The following is a 15209-nucleotide window of genomic DNA, read 5'->3' as shown; positions in this document are numbered from 1 at the left end:
GGTTCGACGAGGGAGCCGCACCGTCGGGGGCGAGGGGCGATGCGTCAAGCGTGGCGTTGTGTCTCCTCCCCACGCAGTGAGGAGGAGACGTAGGTGTTCGGCGTTTTATCGCCGACGCGGCGTCAGGATGTCGCCCAGGCGGTCGGGCGTGTCGGGGATGCGTTCCAGGCGGGGGTAGCGCAGACCGTCGTGGTAGTCGAAGACGACGGTGCGGTATTGCTCGTCATCCTTGACGATCAGGGTGATGGGCGTCGACGGATCCTTGGCTGCGGTGACGGCCTCGGTCAGGCGTTCGGCGCTGGCGGCCTGCCCGTTGACGGCGACGATCTCCATCCCGGCGGCCAGGCCCGACTTGAAGGCCAGGCCGTTCCACTGGACGCTGCGGATCTTGTTGCCTTCGCCGGTCTGGAAGCCCAGCGAATAGGTGAAGTCGTTGCGTTTCAGCTCGGAGTACAGAGTCTTCATATAATCGGTGGGCTTGTCCGAATAGGCCAGCCGCCAGCCGCCGCGCGCCAGACCGTCCAGTGGGGCGCGGGCCTCGGGGCCATCGGCGTCCAGTCGGGTGCGCAGGAAGGTCGCCCAATCGTTGGCGACGACGCCGTTCAGGGCCGCGACCACATCCTCGAACGTATAGGGGGCGGGCGTGTAGCTGCCGTCCTGGACGCCGTAGAAGGCGCGGGCGAAGTCGTCGAGCGACTTCCGGCCGCCGGTCTTCTCCCGGATCGTCGTGTCGACGTCGAGCCAGATCAATTGGCCCTCCGAATAGTAGTCCTCGTCGCGCTGCCACGACAGCCAGCCCTTGGGCTGGCGCTGGCTGATGATGGGGTCGTTGGTCGTGTCCTGCATCGCGCGCCATTCGCGGCCGACGCGCGTGTCGAACGTCGCGGCGGTCATGGCCAGGGCGTCCATCGCCTGTTGCTTGCTGAGCAGGCCCGAGCGGGCGGCGATCACCTGGCCATAGTACTGGGTCTGGCCCTCGTAGACCCACAGCAGGCTGTTCTGCAGGGGGCTGTTGAAGTTGGGCACATACTGGTCGGCGGGGCGGCGCCATTTACCGTCCCAGGAGTGGTTCATTTCGTGGCTGAGCAGGTCGCGATCGGACAGGTGGGTGTCCCAGCCGGTGAAGAAGGCGGGATCGACCGAGTTTTCCGAACTGCGGTGATGCTCCAGCCCGATGCCGCCCAGCTTGTCCGTCATGGCGATCAGGAAGTCGTAGTGGTCGAAATGGCGTGCGCCATACAGCCGGTCCATCTGGGCGACCAGATTGCGCAGGATCTGGATCTGCTCGTCGGTGGCGTTCAGGCTGTCGGCCTTGTCGGCGACGATGTTGGCGCGAACGGGCGAGCGGCCGCCGGGATCGAGGTCGATCTGGCGATAGTGGACACCGGCGAAGACCGGGCTGTCGATCAGCACTTCCAGATTGACGGGCTTGAAGGTCTGGACGTCGCCAGCCTTGGTTTCGGGCTCCAGCGCCGTGCCGAACTGCCAGCCGGCGGGGAACTTGACCGTGGGCTGGACCGTGATGTTCCGCGACCAGTGGCCGGCGGGATAGAGCAGCATCTTCTCCCACTGGATGTTCAGCATCTCGGGCGTCATCGTGATGCGGCCCTGATTGCCGGTCGTCGGCGACAGGTGCTGCAGGGTGATGTTCAGCGCCGTCGCACCGGCCGGGACGACCACGTGGTAGGCGAAGGGATGCAGTGTGTCGCGAACCCACTGCACCCGCTGGCCGTTCGCGGTGATCTCGATGCCGGCCAGCTGCGCGATGGGGCCGACAGGGCCGTGGTTGCCCGGCAGCCACTCGGGGAAGAACAGGGTCATCGGTCCCGCCTGGGTGACCGGGATCGTTTCCTTCACCGCAAAGATGTGTTGGGCCAGGTTGGTGGCGTCGACATCCAGGGTGATGACGCCGGGATAGGCGACATCCCGCGCTTCCGGAATCGCGGGCAGGGGCGCAGGCAGGGCGGGCGGCGTGGTCGAGGCCTGCTGCGCCAAGGCGGCCGGGGCGGTCGAGGCCAATAGGAGGGCGAGGCCGAGAGGGGCGGCGCGCAGGCAAGAACGGATCATCGAGGACTCTTCAGGCGACTGGGGGAGCCGCGACAGTCCGACGCAGGGTGCAAGGCGTCAAGGTCGAAGCCGTTGACAATCTTGCGTTCGCCGCCGGGCGGAACGGCCTGTCCCGCTTTTCCGTTGATGCCGCGCACACGCCTTGATCCGGCCCGAAACCGGGTGCGGAATGGCGTCGCTTTACGCTTGCCAGTCTCGGATGCCCCAGTCTCGGATGCCCATGAAGACCCGATCGATCGTGCTCGCCGCCGCCTTCGCCCTGTCGGCGTGCGGCAATCCCTCGAACTCCAGGGCGCAGGAGGGCGAGTTCGCCCAGCCGACGCGCACCGCCCCGGCCGATGCGGCGGGGATGAAGTCCAGCTTCGCACCGGTGGTGCGATCCGCCGCGCCGGCTGTGGTCAATATCTCGGCGCGCAGCGTGCAGCGGGTGCAGGCCGATCCCTTCTTCCAATTCTTCGGCGGCGGCATTCCCCAGGCGCGGGTGGCGGAATCGGTCGGTTCTGGCGTTATCGTCCGTTCTGACGGGATCGTGGTGACCAACAACCACGTCATCGACGGCGCCCAGCAGATCAAGGTCGTGCTGAACGATCGGCGCGAGTTTCCCGCCACCGTCATCCTGGCCGACGAGCGCAGCGACATCGCGGTGCTGAGGCTGGAGAACGTCAGCGACCGCCTGCCGGTCCTGGCTATCGACGATCAGGAAGAGCAGCAGGTCGGCGATCTGGTCCTGGCCATTGGCAATCCGTTCGGCGTAGGGCAGACGGTGACGAACGGCATCATCTCGGCCCTGAATCGGACCGAGACCGGCATTTCCGACAGCGGCTCCTTCATCCAGACCGATGCGGCCATCAATCCCGGCAACTCGGGCGGGGCGCTGGTGGACATGGATGGCGACCTGATCGGCATCAACACCGCCATCTTCTCGCGCTCGGGCTCCTCGGCCGGGGTGGGGTTCGCGGTGCCGGCGGCCATGGTCAAGCGGGTCGTCGACAGCGCGCTGGGCGGCGCGACGGCTGTGGTTCGGCCGTGGCTGGGCGTGAAGGGCGATACGGTCACCGGCGACATCGCCGGCAGCCTGGGCCTGAGCCGACCGCAGGGGCTGGTCGTCACCGACGTCTACGCAAACGGTCCGGCCGCGCGCGCCGGCATTCGTCAGGGCGACGTCATCACCGCCGTCGATGGTCAGGAGATCAACGACCAGAACGGACTGAACTACCGCGTCGGCTCGCGCAATCCGAACGATCAGGTGCAGGTGTCCATCCTGCGCGACGGTCGGGCTCAGACCTTGACGGCGCGGGTTCAGACTCTGCCGGGCGACGCTGATCCGAAGCAGGGGGTGACGATCCAGTCTGGCCCCTTCGCCGGCGCCGAGGTCGTGGCGCTCAGCCCTGCTCTGGCGGACCGACTGGGCGGCGATCCGTTTGCGACGGGCGTCATCGTGACCGGCGTGTCCGGCCGCGGCTATGCGGCGCGCGCGGGCTTCCGCCAGAACGACCTGATTGTCAGCATCAATGGCCGCGCCATCGGCTCGGCCCGCGATGTGGAGGCCGCCAGTTCCGGTCGCGGCCCGTGGGAGGTCGTGGTCAACCGGGGCGGCCGTCAGATCCGCGGCGTGCTGAGATAGGTCGTCACGCCTTCGTCGGCCCGCCGATCGACCAGGTGTGGCCGAAGGGGTCGCGCAGGACGCCGTAGCGGTCGCCCCAGAACTGATCGGCCATGTCCAAGACGGGTTCAGCGCCGCCGACAGTCATGGCGCGCGTCCACCAGGCGTCGGGATCGGCGACCTGAAGATGCAGGGTGACGCCGGCTGGGCGGACATCCTGGGAACCGCCGTATTCCGGAAACTCGTCTTTCAACATGACGCTGGCGCTGTTGATCCTCAGGTGGGCGTGCATCAGTCGCTCGCCATCATCGGCCAGTCGACGGTCCAACACCTCGGCGCCGAAGGCGATGATGTAGAAATCGATCGCCGCAGAGGCCCCGCGCGACGGGATGGTCAGGTGCGGCGTCACGCCAGAAGTCGGACCCTGGTTCGGATTGGCGTCGGTCATGGGGCGGTCTCCGTGGCGGTTCGCCATACTAACGCGTGAAAAGCCTTTGGCGAACGCCTACATAGGTCGCACCCATGAGCGACCTGTTTGAAGCCTCCGGCATTCTGCCCCCCGACGCCCCCTTGGCCGACCGCCTGCGTCCGCGCACGCTGGACGAGGTGGTCGGGCAGGATCATCTGCTGGGGCCAGGCGGGCCGATCCGGCGCATGATTGAGGCCGGGCGGCTGGGCTCGATGATCCTGTGGGGACCGCCGGGGACGGGCAAGACCACGATCGCGCGCCTGCTGGCGCAGGCGGCCGGCTATGAATATCAGGCGATCAGCGCGGTGTTTTCGGGCGTCGCCGACTTGAAGAAGGCGTTCGAGGCGGCGCGGATGCGGCGTGCTGCGGGACGGAGCACGCTGCTGTTCGTCGATGAGATCCACCGCTTCAACCGCGCCCAGCAGGACGGCTTTTTGCCGTTCGTCGAGGCAGGCGTCGTGACCCTGGTCGGGGCCACGACGGAAAACCCCAGCTTCGAGCTGAACGGCGCCTTGCTGTCGCGCAGTCAGGTCTATGTGCTGAAGCGGTTGGACGACGCGGCATTGGATCAGCTGCTGAGCCGGGCCGAGACGCATATGGACCGGACCCTGCCGCTGACGCCGGAGGCCCGGCAGGCGATGCTGGCCCTGGCCGACGGCGACGGGCGGTATCTGCTGACCATGTCGGAGGTGCTGTTCGACCTGCCTGAGGGCGAAAAGCTGGACGTGCAGGGACTGGCCGGCGTGCTGCAACGCCGGGCGCCCGCTTACGACAAGAGCCGAGAAGAACACTATAACCTCATATCCGCCCTGCATAAATCGGTTCGGGGATCCGACCCTGACGCGGCGCTCTATTGGCTGGCGCGCATGCTGAACGGGGGGGAGGATCCGCTGTATCTGGCGCGACGGATCGTGCGGATGGCGGTCGAGGACATCGGCGAGGCCGATCCGCTGTCGATCCTGGTCGCCAACGCAGCCAAGGACACCTACGACTTCCTGGGCAGTCCCGAGGGGGAGTTGGCCTTGGCGCAGGCGGTGGTCCACTTGGCGACGGCGCCCAAGTCGGTCGGGGTCTATGAGGCGTTCAAGGCGGCAAAGAAGGCGGCCTATGAGACGGGCTCGCTGATGCCCCCCGCCCATATCCGCAACGCCCCGACCAAGCTGATGAAGTCGCTGGGCTACGGCAAGGGCTATCAATACGACCCCGATACGCCCGAAGGCTTCTCGGGCGCGAACTTCTTCCCAGACGAAATGGAACGCCGCACCTTCTACAAGCCCAAGGGCGAGGGGCACGAGGAGAAGGTCAAGGCGCGTTTGGAACGCTGGGCCGAGATGCGGGCGCGGATGGCGGTGGACGGCGCTGTGGACGCGGCGGGCGGCTGACCTCTAGAAGCGCCCGATGTCCGAACGCCAACCCGTCGCCCTATCCCAAGACGAAATCGCCGCCGTCCGGTCGTGGGTGATCCACGAGGATGCGCACGTCATCGCCTTTTCCAAGCCGCCGGGACTGTCCAGCCAGGGCGGGCGGATCAAGGCGCATACACTGGACGATCTGCTGTGGGCGTTCGCCCGGTCCAACGGCAAGCGGCCGGAACTGGTGCACCGGCTGGACCGAGACACCTCGGGCGTGATCCTGGCGGCCAAGACCAAGCCGGCGGCGAGTTTTCTGGGTAAGGCGTTGCAGATGCGGCGTTTCAGAAAACAGTATTTGGCCCTGCTGTCGGAGGCGCCTGAGCCCAAGGCGGCGACCATCGACGCGCCGCTGCGTCGCGAAGAGATCGGGCGCGAGAGCTATATGCGGGTCGTCGCCTTTGACGCGCCGGGCGCGCAAGGGTCGCAGAGCCGCTATCGGACCCTCGCCGCGGGACCGGAAGGGGCCGTGGTCGAGCTGGAGCCGCTGACAGGGCGGATGCATCAGTTGAGGGTGCATATGGCCCATATCGGTCGGCCGTTGATCGGGGATGTGCGTTACGGCGGCGCTCTGACCACGCCCGTTGGACCTGCGCCGCGTCTGATGCTGCACGCCGCCAGACTGAGCTTTCCGCATCCCGTGGGCGGGACGACGACGGTTGAAGCGGCGGCGCCCGAAGATTTCGCGAAGCTGAGGACGGCGCTGGGTCTTTAGGGCGCGGGCGCCTCAGGGAACGACGTGCGCGTTTTGGCGCTATGTCGTTGAAAGGATACCTCTGATGAAGCGTCTCGCCCTCGCCCTGACCGGCCTTTCCGCCCTGGCCCTGACCGCCTGCGCCAGCTTGGCGCCCTATGGCGCCCAGATGGGTCCGAACGGGCAGGGGTATTCCGAGCAGCGGATCGAATCCAACCGCTATCGTGTCACCTACAACGGCGTCGGCGCGGCGGGCCGTGTCGCCGATTGGGCGCTGGTGCGCGCCGCCGACCTGACCACCGAACAAGGTTACGACTGGTTCGAGGTGACGCAGAGCTGGACCGATGGTCGGCCGGGTGGCGCAGGCGGCGTCAGCCCGAGCGTCTCGATCGGCGGCGGCAGCAGCCGATATGGGGGCTATTCGGCGTCCGGCGTCGGCGTGGGCGTCGGTCTGAACTTCAGCGGACCGCAGCCGACCTCGACAACGCTGGAAGTGGTTCTGGGACGCGGCCAGAAGCCCGATCGTCCGAACGCCTATGACGCACGTTCGGTGCAGAGCTCCATCCCGCGCTGACCATCGCTTTCGGCGCGGGCGGCGTATATATCGCCGCACGATGACACGTTTTCTTCTCGTTGCAGCAGGTGGGGCCATCGGCTCCATGGCGCGCTATGGCCTCGGCCTCGCCGCCGGGCGGCTTGCGCCCAATGCCGGCTGGCCCGTGGGCACCTTCGCCGCCAATGTCGCCGGCGGTCTGCTGATGGGTTTGCTCGTCGGCTGGCTGGCGTTCCGGGCCGGGGCGCAGCAGGAGATGGTCCGCCTGTTCGCCGCCGTCGGCGTGTTGGGCGGGTTCACGACCTTTTCGTCCTATTCGCTGGAAGCGGTGCAGATGATCGAGCGCCGCCAGATCGGCCTGGCCGCCGCCTATGTGATCGGCTCGGTGGTTCTGGCTATCGCGGCCCTGTTCGTCGGCCTGATGGTTGCCCGCCGCGCCTTTGGAGTTCCCGCTTGACCGATCAGCCGCCCGCAGCCGATGCGCCCAAACGCGAAGTCCTGACGATCTATGTCGCCGAGGATGAGGACGGCATCCGGCTGGATCGCTGGTTCCGCCGTCGCTGGCCGCACCTGTCCAACATCCAAGTGCAGAAGATGGCCCGCAGCGGCCAGATCCGCGTGGACGGGGCCCGCATCAAGCCCGAAGGCCGACTGACTGCCGGCGCCGCCGTGCGCGTGCCGCCGATCCCGGACGACACCTCTCGTCAGGCGGGTGACGCCCACACCCTGTCCGAAAAGGACATCGCCTTCGCCAAGTCGCTGGTGCTGTATGAAGACGACATGGTCATCGCTCTGAACAAGCCGCATGGCCTGGCGGTGCAGGGCGGGACCAAGACGAGCCGTCACGTGGACCGTCTGCTGTCGGCCTGGGGCGAGGGATTGGAGCGACCGCGCCTGGTCCACCGGCTGGACCGCGACACCTCGGGCGTCCTGCTGCTGGGCAAGGGGCCGGAGGCGGCCAAGCGACTGGCGGGCGCCTTTGCCCGTCGGCAGGCCAAAAAGACCTACTGGGCCATCGTCATCGGCAATCCGAAACCCTATACGGGCCAGATCGACATGCCGTTGAAGAAAACCGGCATCAACGATTTCGAGATGATGCGACCAGCCGAGCGCAAGGATCCGCGCGCCGAACCGGCCGAAACGGCCTTCTCGACCATCAGCCGCGCCTCGCACCGGGCGTCATGGATGGCCCTGCGCCCCTTCACCGGACGGACGCACCAGCTGCGCGCCCATATGGCGGGGATCGGTCACCCCATTCTGGGCGATCCGAAATACGGCGACGAGAAATCGCGTGAACTGTCGGGCCCCCTGAAGCTGCAACTGCATGCCCGCAGCATCGAACTGGATCACCCACGCGGCGGCGTTCTCAAAGTCACCGCCCCCTTGAGCCCCGAGATGAAAGCCGGCTTCGCCCACTTCGGCTTCTCCGAGGACGAGGCCGAAGACGATCCCTTCCTGGGTGTGAAGAGACTCCGATGAGCCATATCCCGCCGCTCGACCCCATGGTCGCCGCTCGCAAAGGGTTTCGCGAGACAGAAGATCGCATCTCCCGCTTCTGGACCGAGGCGGAAGTCGGGCCGCATGCGGACGGGGGCTGGGCCGTGCTGTTGGATGGGCGCACGCCGAAAACACCGGACAAGGCGGCGCTGGTCTTGCCGACGCAGTCTGCGGCGCAGTTGGTCGCCGACGAATGGGCGGCGCAGGGCAAGTTTCTGGATCCCTCGACTATGCCGGCGACGCGCTTGGCCTCGACCGCGATCGACCGGATCGGTCAGGCGCGCGAGCCGGTCGCGGACGAGATTGCCGCCTATGCCGGATCGGACGTGGTCTGCTATCTGGCTGATCATCCGACGCCGCTGGTCGAACGGCAGGCGCGGGAGTGGGGGCCTTGGCGCGATTGGGCCGCGCGCGAGATGGGTGTGGTGCTGGAGCCGGTTGAAGGCATCGTGCATCGGCCGCAGTCGCCTGACGCCATCGCGCGGGTCAAGGCGCATGCCCTGTCGCTGGACGACTTCCGCCTGACCGGACTGGCGACGGCTGTGCCTCTACTGGGGTCGGCCGTGTTGGCCTTGGCGGTGGAGCAGGGGGCGTTGGATGGCGGGGCGGCGTTCGACCTGTCGCGGATCGACGAGCTGTTTCAGGAAGAGCAGTGGGGCGTGGACGCCGAGGCCGCCGAGCGCACCGAGGCGCGCCGTGAGGAGGCCCAACTGCTGGACCGGTGGTTCAGAGCGCTCGGTTAGGGCGCTGGAGGTGTCGTCGAGGCCGAGATCAGCATCGCGCGTTCCTGATTGGTCAGGTGACGCCAGCGACCCTCGGGCAGGTCGCCAAGTTTCAGCGGGCCGATGCGGATGCGGTAGAGATCCACGACCTCGAGCCCGACCAGTTCGCACATGCGGCGGATCTGGCGATACTTGCCCTCGGTCAGGACGAAGCGAAGGCGTTGCGGTTCGATCTGGGTGACGCGGGCGGGCTTCAGGGGCTTGTCGTTCAGCGACAGGCCGTGGCGCAGCTTGCTGAGCTTGCCTTCGGTGATCTGGCCTTCGACGACGACCAGATATTCCTTGTCCAGCTCGGACGCCGGGCCGATCACCGCCTTGGCGACGACGCCGTCCGACGACAGAAGCAACAGGCCGCGCGAATCCTCATCCAGCCGACCGATGGGGGGCAGGGAGGCGTCGCGGGCAGGCGTCTCACCCTCGCCGATACGATTGGGCGTCTTCAGCAGTCGCACGGCCGGGATCTTGCCGGGATCGGGCTGGCCCGAGACGTAGCCGACCGGCTTGTGCAGCACCAGGGTCATGCCCGTCGCTAAGGCCGCCTGGGCGGTGTCGTTCAGGGTCAGGGTTTCGCCCGGTTGAATCTTTCGGCCGGCGTCGCTGATCGTCTCGCCATCGATGGAGACCAGACCATTGGCGATCAGGGTATCGGCCTCGCGCCGCGAACAGACGCCGGTCTGGCCCAGCCACTTGTTCACGCGAACGGGTTCGTCGCCGTCATAGGTGCGGGTGAAAGCCATGCGATTCCGTCGTCCAGTCGATGCGGCTGTCTAGAGCCGGGCGGGATCGCGAGCAAGCGGGCCGCCGCTTTCAGGATTAGTAGGGCCGGTCCGTTTGAACTGATAGGTTGATCCGGCCGGGATCGTCACTATATCTGACGGCATTCCACAAATGAGCCAGAGTGCGGGACGACACGCGTCGGACCCGTCGATTTTCATTTTTCTGGTCATCGGCGTGGGTGGTTCGACAGCGTCGCTTGTCGGATCTGGATCAGTATTGAAACATCTCTAGGAGACGTCTTGTTCGCTCAAAACAAATCTTCCGCAGGCCCTCGTCGCACCGGTTACAACCGTCCTGTTCCCACCCGTCTGCGCATGGGGCTGGTGATGCGGCGTGACATGGCGTTCGGCGAGTTGGGCGACGTGGAGGGCGCGTTGCGGGCCGAAGGCGTTGGCTTGGCCCCGATTTCGACGGGCGACGCCAGTTTGATCGCCGGCGGCGTGACCGTGCTGGCCACCGCAACGGCCAAGGACATCGCCGAAGGCCGTCTGAAGGGTCTGGTCGTTCCGGGCGGCTCGACGGATGAGGCGTCGTTGGCGGCCGTGCGGTCGCTGATCGACCTGGCGCGCGCCAACGGTCTGACGGTCATCGCCTTCGCGGACGGCGTTGCGCTGGCGGCCGACAGCTTCGGCTTATCGGCCCAGGCCGAGGGCGCGGTGTTCAAGGACGGGGGGGTGACCCTCCTGAACGAGCGGGCCGAACTGTCCAAGCTGGTCGGCGCGATCGTCTGATCAGACGGCGCGGAACAGCAAAATGAGGTTGTTCGCCGGCATCTGAACCCGCAGCGTGGCCGCAAGGCCATGCGAGCGGGCTAGGGCCTCGACCGCTTCGCGATCACGCAAACCCCATTGCACGTTTCGCGCCTTCAGACTGGCCTCGAAGGCCGCGTTCGACTCCGCCAGCGGAACCTTGGCCTCGCGGTAGGGGCCGTAAAGCGCCAGCAGGCCGCCGGGCCGTCGCAAGACCCGACCGGCCAGATCCATCAGCCCCTCGGTCGCCGACCAGGGGCTGATGTGCGTCATGTTCGCACAATACAGAGTGTCAAACGTGTCGGCTGGCCATGTCGTGGGGTCGCCGGCGTCGAGCGCCAACGGCGGTTTCAGGTTCGACAGATCGAGCTGGCGGCTCCAGGCGGCGATGCTTTCGCGGGCCTGATCGCTGGGGTCGCTGGGCGTCCAGTCCAGATCCGGCAGGGCGGCGGCGAAGGCGGCGGCGTGTTCGCCCGATCCGGACGCGATCTCGAGCACCGATCCACGCGCCGACAGATGGGCGCGGAGCACGCGAAGAATCGCCTCGGCATTGCGCCGCGCAGCGGGCGATGTCAGTGCGCCGTCCGGCAAGACGGTGATGGAGTCCAGGCTGTTCATTCGTCCTAAGTATCGTCGAAACGCGACGAACACATCTGCGATTTCTCACCGCGAAAGGCCGGTTGTTTGTGCATTTTTTGCGCAACTTGACGATCCCCGAGGCCCGGCGCAATTCGCTTGTAACAGTGCGTGATCGTCACGCTCTGAAGGCCACGACGGCGTCAGATCGTCGGACCTTTTCGCTCAGGAGACGCCCTTGTCCATTCTCACTACGCCCGGATTGCGCCCGGCGCCCACCGCCCATGCCGGGCTGATCGCCTGGATCGAGCAGATCGCCGCCCTGACCAAGCCCGCCAAGGTCCATTGGTGCGACGGCTCCGAGGACGAGAAAGAAGCCATTACGGCCGACCTGCTGGCCAAGGGCACGCTGAAGGCGCTGGATCAGACCAAGCGGCCGGGCTGCTACTACGCCGCCTCCGATCCGCGCGACGTCGCGCGCGTGGAGAGCCGCACCTTCATCTGCTCGGACGACAAGGCTGACGCTGGCCCGACCAATAACTGGGCCGATCCGATTGAGATGCGCGCCCGTCTAGACGGTCTGTTCGACGGCTGCATGGCCGGGCGGACGATGTATGTCGTCCCGTTCTGCATGGGCCCGCTAGGATCCGAGATTAGCGCCCTGGGCGTAGAGATTACCGACAGCGGCTATGTCGCCCTGTCGATGGGCGTGATGACCCGTATGGGTAAATCGGCGCTGGATCAGTTGGGCGATAAGGGCGTCTTCGTGCCGGCCGTCCATACGCTGGGTGCGCCGCTGGCCGACAGTCAGGCGGACGTGCCCTGGCCCTGCAACGACGACAAATGGATCGTGCATTTCCCCGAGACGCGGGAAATCTGGTCCTATGGCTCGGGCTATGGCGGCAACGCCCTGTTGGGCAAGAAATGCTACGCTCTGCGCATCGCCTCGATCATGGCTCGCGATGAGGGATGGCTGGCCGAGCATATGCTGATCCTGAAGCTGACGGATCCGAAGGGCCGGGCGAAATACGTCGCCGCCGCCTTCCCCAGCGCGTGCGGCAAGACCAACCTGGCCATGTTGCAGCCCAGCCTGCCGGGCTGGAAGGCCGAGACCATCGGCGACGACATCGCCTGGATGCGGTTCGGCGACGACGGGCGGCTGTATGCGGTCAATCCCGAGGCCGGATTCTTCGGCGTCGCGCCGGGCACCAGCCGCAACACCAATCACAATGCGCTGGAGACTCTGGCCTCCAACACCATCTTCACCAACACCGCCCTGACCAACGATGGCGACGTCTGGTGGGAGGGGCTGACGAAACAGGCGCCTGAGGGCCTGACGAACTGGAAGGGACATCCGCACGATCCCGCGTCCGGCGAACCCGCCGCGCACCCCAACGCCCGTTTCGCGGCGCCCGCCAGCCAATGCCCGGCCATCGCGCCGGAATGGGAAGATCCCAAGGGCGTGCCGATCGACGCGATTCTGTTCGGCGGTCGTCGCGCCAGCGCCGTGCCGTTGGTGACCGAAGCCTTCGATTGGGAGCACGGCGTCTTCATGGGCTCGACCGTGGCGTCCGAAGGCACGGCGGCGGCCGAGAACAAGGTCGGCGAACTGCGCCGCGATCCCTTCGCCATGCTGCCGTTCTGCGGCTACAACATGGGCGACTATTTCGCCCACTGGCTGAAGATGGGGCAGGGGCGAGACGCCTCCAAACTGCCGCGCATCTTCTTCGTCAACTGGTTCAGAAAGGATCAGGACGGCCGCTTCGTCTGGCCCGGTTTTGGCGACAACGTTCGTGTTTTAAAATGGATCAGCGAGCGGATCGACGGCGAGGCCGAGGCGGTTGATACGGCGGTCGGGCGCGTGCCGTCCGTCTCCGCGTTGGACCTGTCAGGCCTGGACTTGACGCCGGCGCAGTTGTCGACCCTGTTGGACGTGGATGCAGGCGTCTGGGCCGAAGAGGCGGCATTGATCCCCCACTTCTATCGCCAGTTCGACGATCGACTGCCGACTGCCCTGTGGAACCAGCACGCGGCCCTGGTCGCGCGTCTGGACGACGCCGGCGCGGCCTCGATGGCGGCGGAATAGGCGAAAGCCATCTTGCAATAGGGACGTTGCGGGTCAATCAGACGGCTTGTGACGTCTTCCTCTCCCATCGTGATCGTCGGCGCTGGCGTGCTGGGCCTCTGCACGGCGTTTGAACTGCATCGGCGCGGCCGTGCGGTGTTGGTGGTCGATCCCGGCGAGGTGAACGCCTCCCTGGTGGCTGCGGGGATGATCGCCCCGGCGATGGAATCAGCCATCGAAGACGTGTCGGTTGATCGCGCGCAGCTGTTTCGGGCGGGACGCGACCTGTGGCCCAAGTTCGCGAGGGTGGCCGGCATCGCTCTGGAGCGTCGACCCGCCGAATGGCGAGGCGGCGATGTGGAGGTGATTGAGGCGCGGTTGCGCGCGCTGGGCTTCGACGCGCGGCGCGATGGCGCCAGCGTCACGACCGACGACGATTGTCAGGTCGAGCCGCCACAGGCTCTGGCGGCGCTGAAGCAGGCGCTGGGCGCGGCTGTGGTGGCCGGGACGGTAACAACGATCGCCCGCACCGATGGCGGCTGGCGGCTCAAAGTCGGTGATCGATGGCTGGATGCGGAGGGGGTCGTGCTGGCCACCGGCGCCGGTGACGCCATCATTGGTCTGCCCGAGACCGCGCGCCGTTTGATCGAGGAGATTCAGCCGATCGGCGGACAGATCGGTGTGACAGCCGGACATCTTGTCGATCATGTTGTGCGCGGGCCGGGCGCCTATGTCGCGCCAATGGCCTCGGGTGCGGTCATCGGAGCGACGATGGAGCCTGGGCGGCGGGATACGGCGCCGGATGCCAAGGCGTCCGAACGCCTGACCCAGGCGGCTTGGGCTGCGCTGGGTCGGTCGCCTGAGCCGCTGTTTATCGAATGGCGCGTCGGCATTCGCGGCGCGACGGCGGATGGCCTGCCGCTCGCGGGCGCGGCGCCCGGCGAAGAGGGCCTGTTTATGGCCTTGGCGCCGCGTCGAAACGGCTGGCTGCTGGGGCCCTTGGTCGGCGCCGTGGTCGCCGATGCGATCGAGGGGCGGACGGCGTCGCCACACGCCCGCGCCCTCGACCCTGGTCGGTTCTAGCCTTCCATCGCGAACCGGACGGTGAAGTTGACGGTCGCGCCGTCGACAGGCCGGCCGTCAACGGTGCGCGGGTTCATGCGGAACGACCGCGTCAGGCTCTGCGCGGCGCGGCCGAAGCCCTGGCCGCTCGGTGTTTCGCCCACGACCCGGCAGCCGTTCAGGCCGCCGTCCGCATTGACCACGCAACTGAGCGTCGCCGAACCCGGCGTGCCGTTCTCTGCGGCGCGGGTCGGATAAGCCCGCGCCATCTGCGCCGCCGAAGGCCGGCTGGCCCAAGTTGGATTGTTGATCACCGACGGCGGGCGCGGTGGCGTCTCGACGGTTGCCGTGCCGCCCTCGACGCCGGTGGGAGCGACGCTGATGGTCGGCAGACCGGGTTGAGCGGTCACGACGCCGGGCTCGGGCGGCGTCAGCGGGATCGTCTGCACCGTCGAGGGCACGGGGATCGCCGACTTGTGAATGGGCGTTGGCGGCGCCGCCGTTTCAGGCGTGGGCAAGGGCTTGGGTTTGGGCGGCGCCATCATCACCGAGACCGGCGGGTCGAGGATGTCGTCAATGGGCGCCGCACTCAACTCGAACCTCTGATTATAAAGCGCCACCCCCGCCGCAACGTGCAGGACGACCGAGACGCCGATGGCGCCCAGCATCCAGCGCGGGATGGGTTTCTTGCGTTCCCCGAAGTCGATCGGGCTGATCAAGCCGGGACCACCGGCAGCACGGATCATCATAACGTCACTCCCTCGTTCACCGCCCCCGCAGCGCCCGTAACTGGAAGTTGAGCGCGCAGGTTGTGGCGGCTTTACGGCGAAGTTTTCCCGTTCGACGAAGGTCGAGGCGTTAACGCGGCCGTTAAGAATTAAGAGTTGGTTAACTACGTTCGCCGAC

General features: G+C 66.9%; 15 protein-coding genes. 10 read left to right on the top strand and 5 right to left on the bottom strand.

Annotation, left to right across the window (positions count from 1 at the left end):
• Window positions 1-105: 105 nt before the first annotated feature.
• The gene (locus BVE01S_RS00535) at window positions 106-2067 is read right to left on the bottom strand and encodes a M61 family metallopeptidase (protein WP_066622920.1); all 1962 of its coding nucleotides are present in this window, start codon (window positions 2065-2067) and stop codon (window positions 106-108) included.
• A gap of 220 nt (window positions 2068-2287) precedes the next feature.
• Between BVE01S_RS00535 and BVE01S_RS00530 the strand changes: the two genes are divergently transcribed.
• Entirely contained in the window at window positions 2288-3691 is a 1404-nt protein-coding gene (locus BVE01S_RS00530; protein ID WP_066623324.1) for a Do family serine endopeptidase, read from the top strand.
• Between the two features lie 4 nt (window positions 3692-3695).
• On the opposite strand, the gene BVE01S_RS00525 is transcribed toward BVE01S_RS00530, so the two are convergent.
• Window positions 3696-4118: a VOC family protein gene (locus BVE01S_RS00525; protein ID WP_066622917.1), complete on the bottom strand. Its 423-nt coding sequence runs from the start codon at window positions 4116-4118 to the stop codon at window positions 3696-3698.
• A gap of 74 nt (window positions 4119-4192) precedes the next feature.
• Here BVE01S_RS00525 and BVE01S_RS00520 point away from each other — a divergent pair, with 74 nt between their 5' ends.
• The 6 genes from BVE01S_RS00520 to BVE01S_RS00495 all read left to right on the top strand — a co-directional run bounded on the left by BVE01S_RS00520 (window position 4193) and on the right by BVE01S_RS00495 (window position 9035).
• Window positions 4193-5521 (top strand): replication-associated recombination protein A, encoded by a 1329-nt coding sequence (locus BVE01S_RS00520; protein WP_066622914.1) that lies wholly within the window; start codon window positions 4193-4195, stop codon window positions 5519-5521.
• A gap of 16 nt (window positions 5522-5537) precedes the next feature.
• The gene (locus BVE01S_RS00515) at window positions 5538-6263 is read left to right on the top strand and encodes an RluA family pseudouridine synthase (RefSeq protein ID WP_066622911.1); all 726 of its coding nucleotides are present in this window, start codon (window positions 5538-5540) and stop codon (window positions 6261-6263) included.
• 64 nt (window positions 6264-6327) lie between these two features.
• On the top strand, window positions 6328-6816 hold the full coding sequence (locus BVE01S_RS00510) for a CC0125/CC1285 family lipoprotein (protein WP_066551854.1): 489 nt from the start codon (window positions 6328-6330) through the stop codon (window positions 6814-6816).
• Between the two features lie 40 nt (window positions 6817-6856).
• Window positions 6857-7252, top strand: coding sequence for a fluoride efflux transporter CrcB (crcB, locus tag BVE01S_RS00505; protein ID WP_066622908.1), 396 nt, complete (start codon window positions 6857-6859; stop codon window positions 7250-7252).
• Window positions 7249-8274, top strand: coding sequence for an RluA family pseudouridine synthase (locus BVE01S_RS00500; protein WP_066622905.1), 1026 nt, complete (start codon window positions 7249-7251; stop codon window positions 8272-8274). Before crcB ends, BVE01S_RS00500 begins: the two co-directional genes overlap by 4 nt.
• Entirely contained in the window at window positions 8271-9035 is a 765-nt protein-coding gene (locus tag BVE01S_RS00495) for an ATP12 family chaperone protein (RefSeq protein WP_084375226.1), read from the top strand. Before BVE01S_RS00500 ends, BVE01S_RS00495 begins: the two co-directional genes overlap by 4 nt.
• On the opposite strand, the gene BVE01S_RS00490 is transcribed toward BVE01S_RS00495, so the two are convergent.
• A complete protein-coding gene (locus tag BVE01S_RS00490; RefSeq protein ID WP_066622903.1) occupies window positions 9032-9811 on the bottom strand; it encodes a pseudouridine synthase in 780 nt (259 codons plus the stop codon). The two genes, BVE01S_RS00495 and BVE01S_RS00490, sit on opposite strands and share 4 nt — an antisense overlap.
• Before the next feature lie 279 nt (window positions 9812-10090).
• On the opposite strand from BVE01S_RS00490, the gene BVE01S_RS00485 reads away from it, so the two are divergent.
• The gene (locus BVE01S_RS00485; RefSeq protein ID WP_228763712.1) at window positions 10091-10582 is read left to right on the top strand and encodes a hypothetical protein; all 492 of its coding nucleotides are present in this window, start codon (window positions 10091-10093) and stop codon (window positions 10580-10582) included.
• On the opposite strand, the gene BVE01S_RS00480 is transcribed toward BVE01S_RS00485, so the two are convergent.
• The gene (locus BVE01S_RS00480) at window positions 10583-11218 is read right to left on the bottom strand and encodes a DUF938 domain-containing protein (protein WP_066622901.1); all 636 of its coding nucleotides are present in this window, start codon (window positions 11216-11218) and stop codon (window positions 10583-10585) included. It lies immediately after the preceding gene.
• 196 nt (window positions 11219-11414) lie between these two features.
• Between BVE01S_RS00480 and BVE01S_RS00475 the strand changes: the two genes are divergently transcribed.
• Both BVE01S_RS00475 and BVE01S_RS00470 read left to right on the top strand, forming a co-directional pair.
• Complete coding sequence (locus BVE01S_RS00475) at window positions 11415-13262, top strand: phosphoenolpyruvate carboxykinase (GTP) (protein WP_066622899.1); 1848 nt, start codon at window positions 11415-11417, stop codon at window positions 13260-13262.
• 48 nt (window positions 13263-13310) lie between these two features.
• Entirely contained in the window at window positions 13311-14324 is a 1014-nt protein-coding gene (locus BVE01S_RS00470; RefSeq protein ID WP_240612080.1) for an NAD(P)/FAD-dependent oxidoreductase, read from the top strand.
• Here BVE01S_RS00470 and BVE01S_RS00465 read toward each other — a convergent pair.
• On the bottom strand, window positions 14321-15052 hold the full coding sequence (locus BVE01S_RS00465) for a TonB family protein (protein WP_066622893.1): 732 nt from the start codon (window positions 15050-15052) through the stop codon (window positions 14321-14323). The two genes, BVE01S_RS00470 and BVE01S_RS00465, sit on opposite strands and share 4 nt — an antisense overlap.
• Between the last annotated feature and the right edge of the window lie 157 nt (window positions 15053-15209).

Source organism: Brevundimonas vesicularis NBRC 12165, assembly GCF_001592205.1.
GTDB lineage: Bacteria > Pseudomonadota > Alphaproteobacteria > Caulobacterales > Caulobacteraceae > Brevundimonas > Brevundimonas vesicularis.
The sequence above is the reverse complement of the archived record's forward strand: the minus strand, read 5'-3'. Positions and strand labels throughout refer to the sequence as shown.

Excerpts from the sequence above, each read along its gene's own strand:
- BVE01S_RS00535 (WP_066622920.1), bottom strand. The coding sequence starts at position 2,067 with ATGATCCGTTCTTGCCTGCGCGCCGCCCCTCTCGGCCTCGCCCTCCTA.
- BVE01S_RS00530 (WP_066623324.1), top strand. The coding sequence starts at position 2,288 with ATGAAGACCCGATCGATCGTGCTCGCCGCCGCCTTCGCCCTGTCGGCG.
- BVE01S_RS00525 (WP_066622917.1), bottom strand. The coding sequence starts at position 4,118 with ATGACCGACGCCAATCCGAACCAGGGTCCGACTTCTGGCGTGACGCCG.
- BVE01S_RS00520 (WP_066622914.1), top strand. The coding sequence starts at position 4,193 with ATGAGCGACCTGTTTGAAGCCTCCGGCATTCTGCCCCCCGACGCCCCC.
- BVE01S_RS00515 (WP_066622911.1), top strand. The coding sequence starts at position 5,538 with ATGTCCGAACGCCAACCCGTCGCCCTATCCCAAGACGAAATCGCCGCC.
- BVE01S_RS00510 (WP_066551854.1), top strand. The coding sequence starts at position 6,328 with ATGAAGCGTCTCGCCCTCGCCCTGACCGGCCTTTCCGCCCTGGCCCTG.
- crcB (WP_066622908.1), top strand. The coding sequence starts at position 6,857 with ATGACACGTTTTCTTCTCGTTGCAGCAGGTGGGGCCATCGGCTCCATG.
- BVE01S_RS00495 (WP_084375226.1), top strand. The coding sequence starts at position 8,271 with ATGAGCCATATCCCGCCGCTCGACCCCATGGTCGCCGCTCGCAAAGGG.
- BVE01S_RS00490 (WP_066622903.1), bottom strand. The coding sequence starts at position 9,811 with ATGGCTTTCACCCGCACCTATGACGGCGACGAACCCGTTCGCGTGAAC.
- BVE01S_RS00480 (WP_066622901.1), bottom strand. The coding sequence starts at position 11,218 with ATGAACAGCCTGGACTCCATCACCGTCTTGCCGGACGGCGCACTGACA.
- BVE01S_RS00465 (WP_066622893.1), bottom strand. The coding sequence starts at position 15,052 with ATGATGATCCGTGCTGCCGGTGGTCCCGGCTTGATCAGCCCGATCGAC.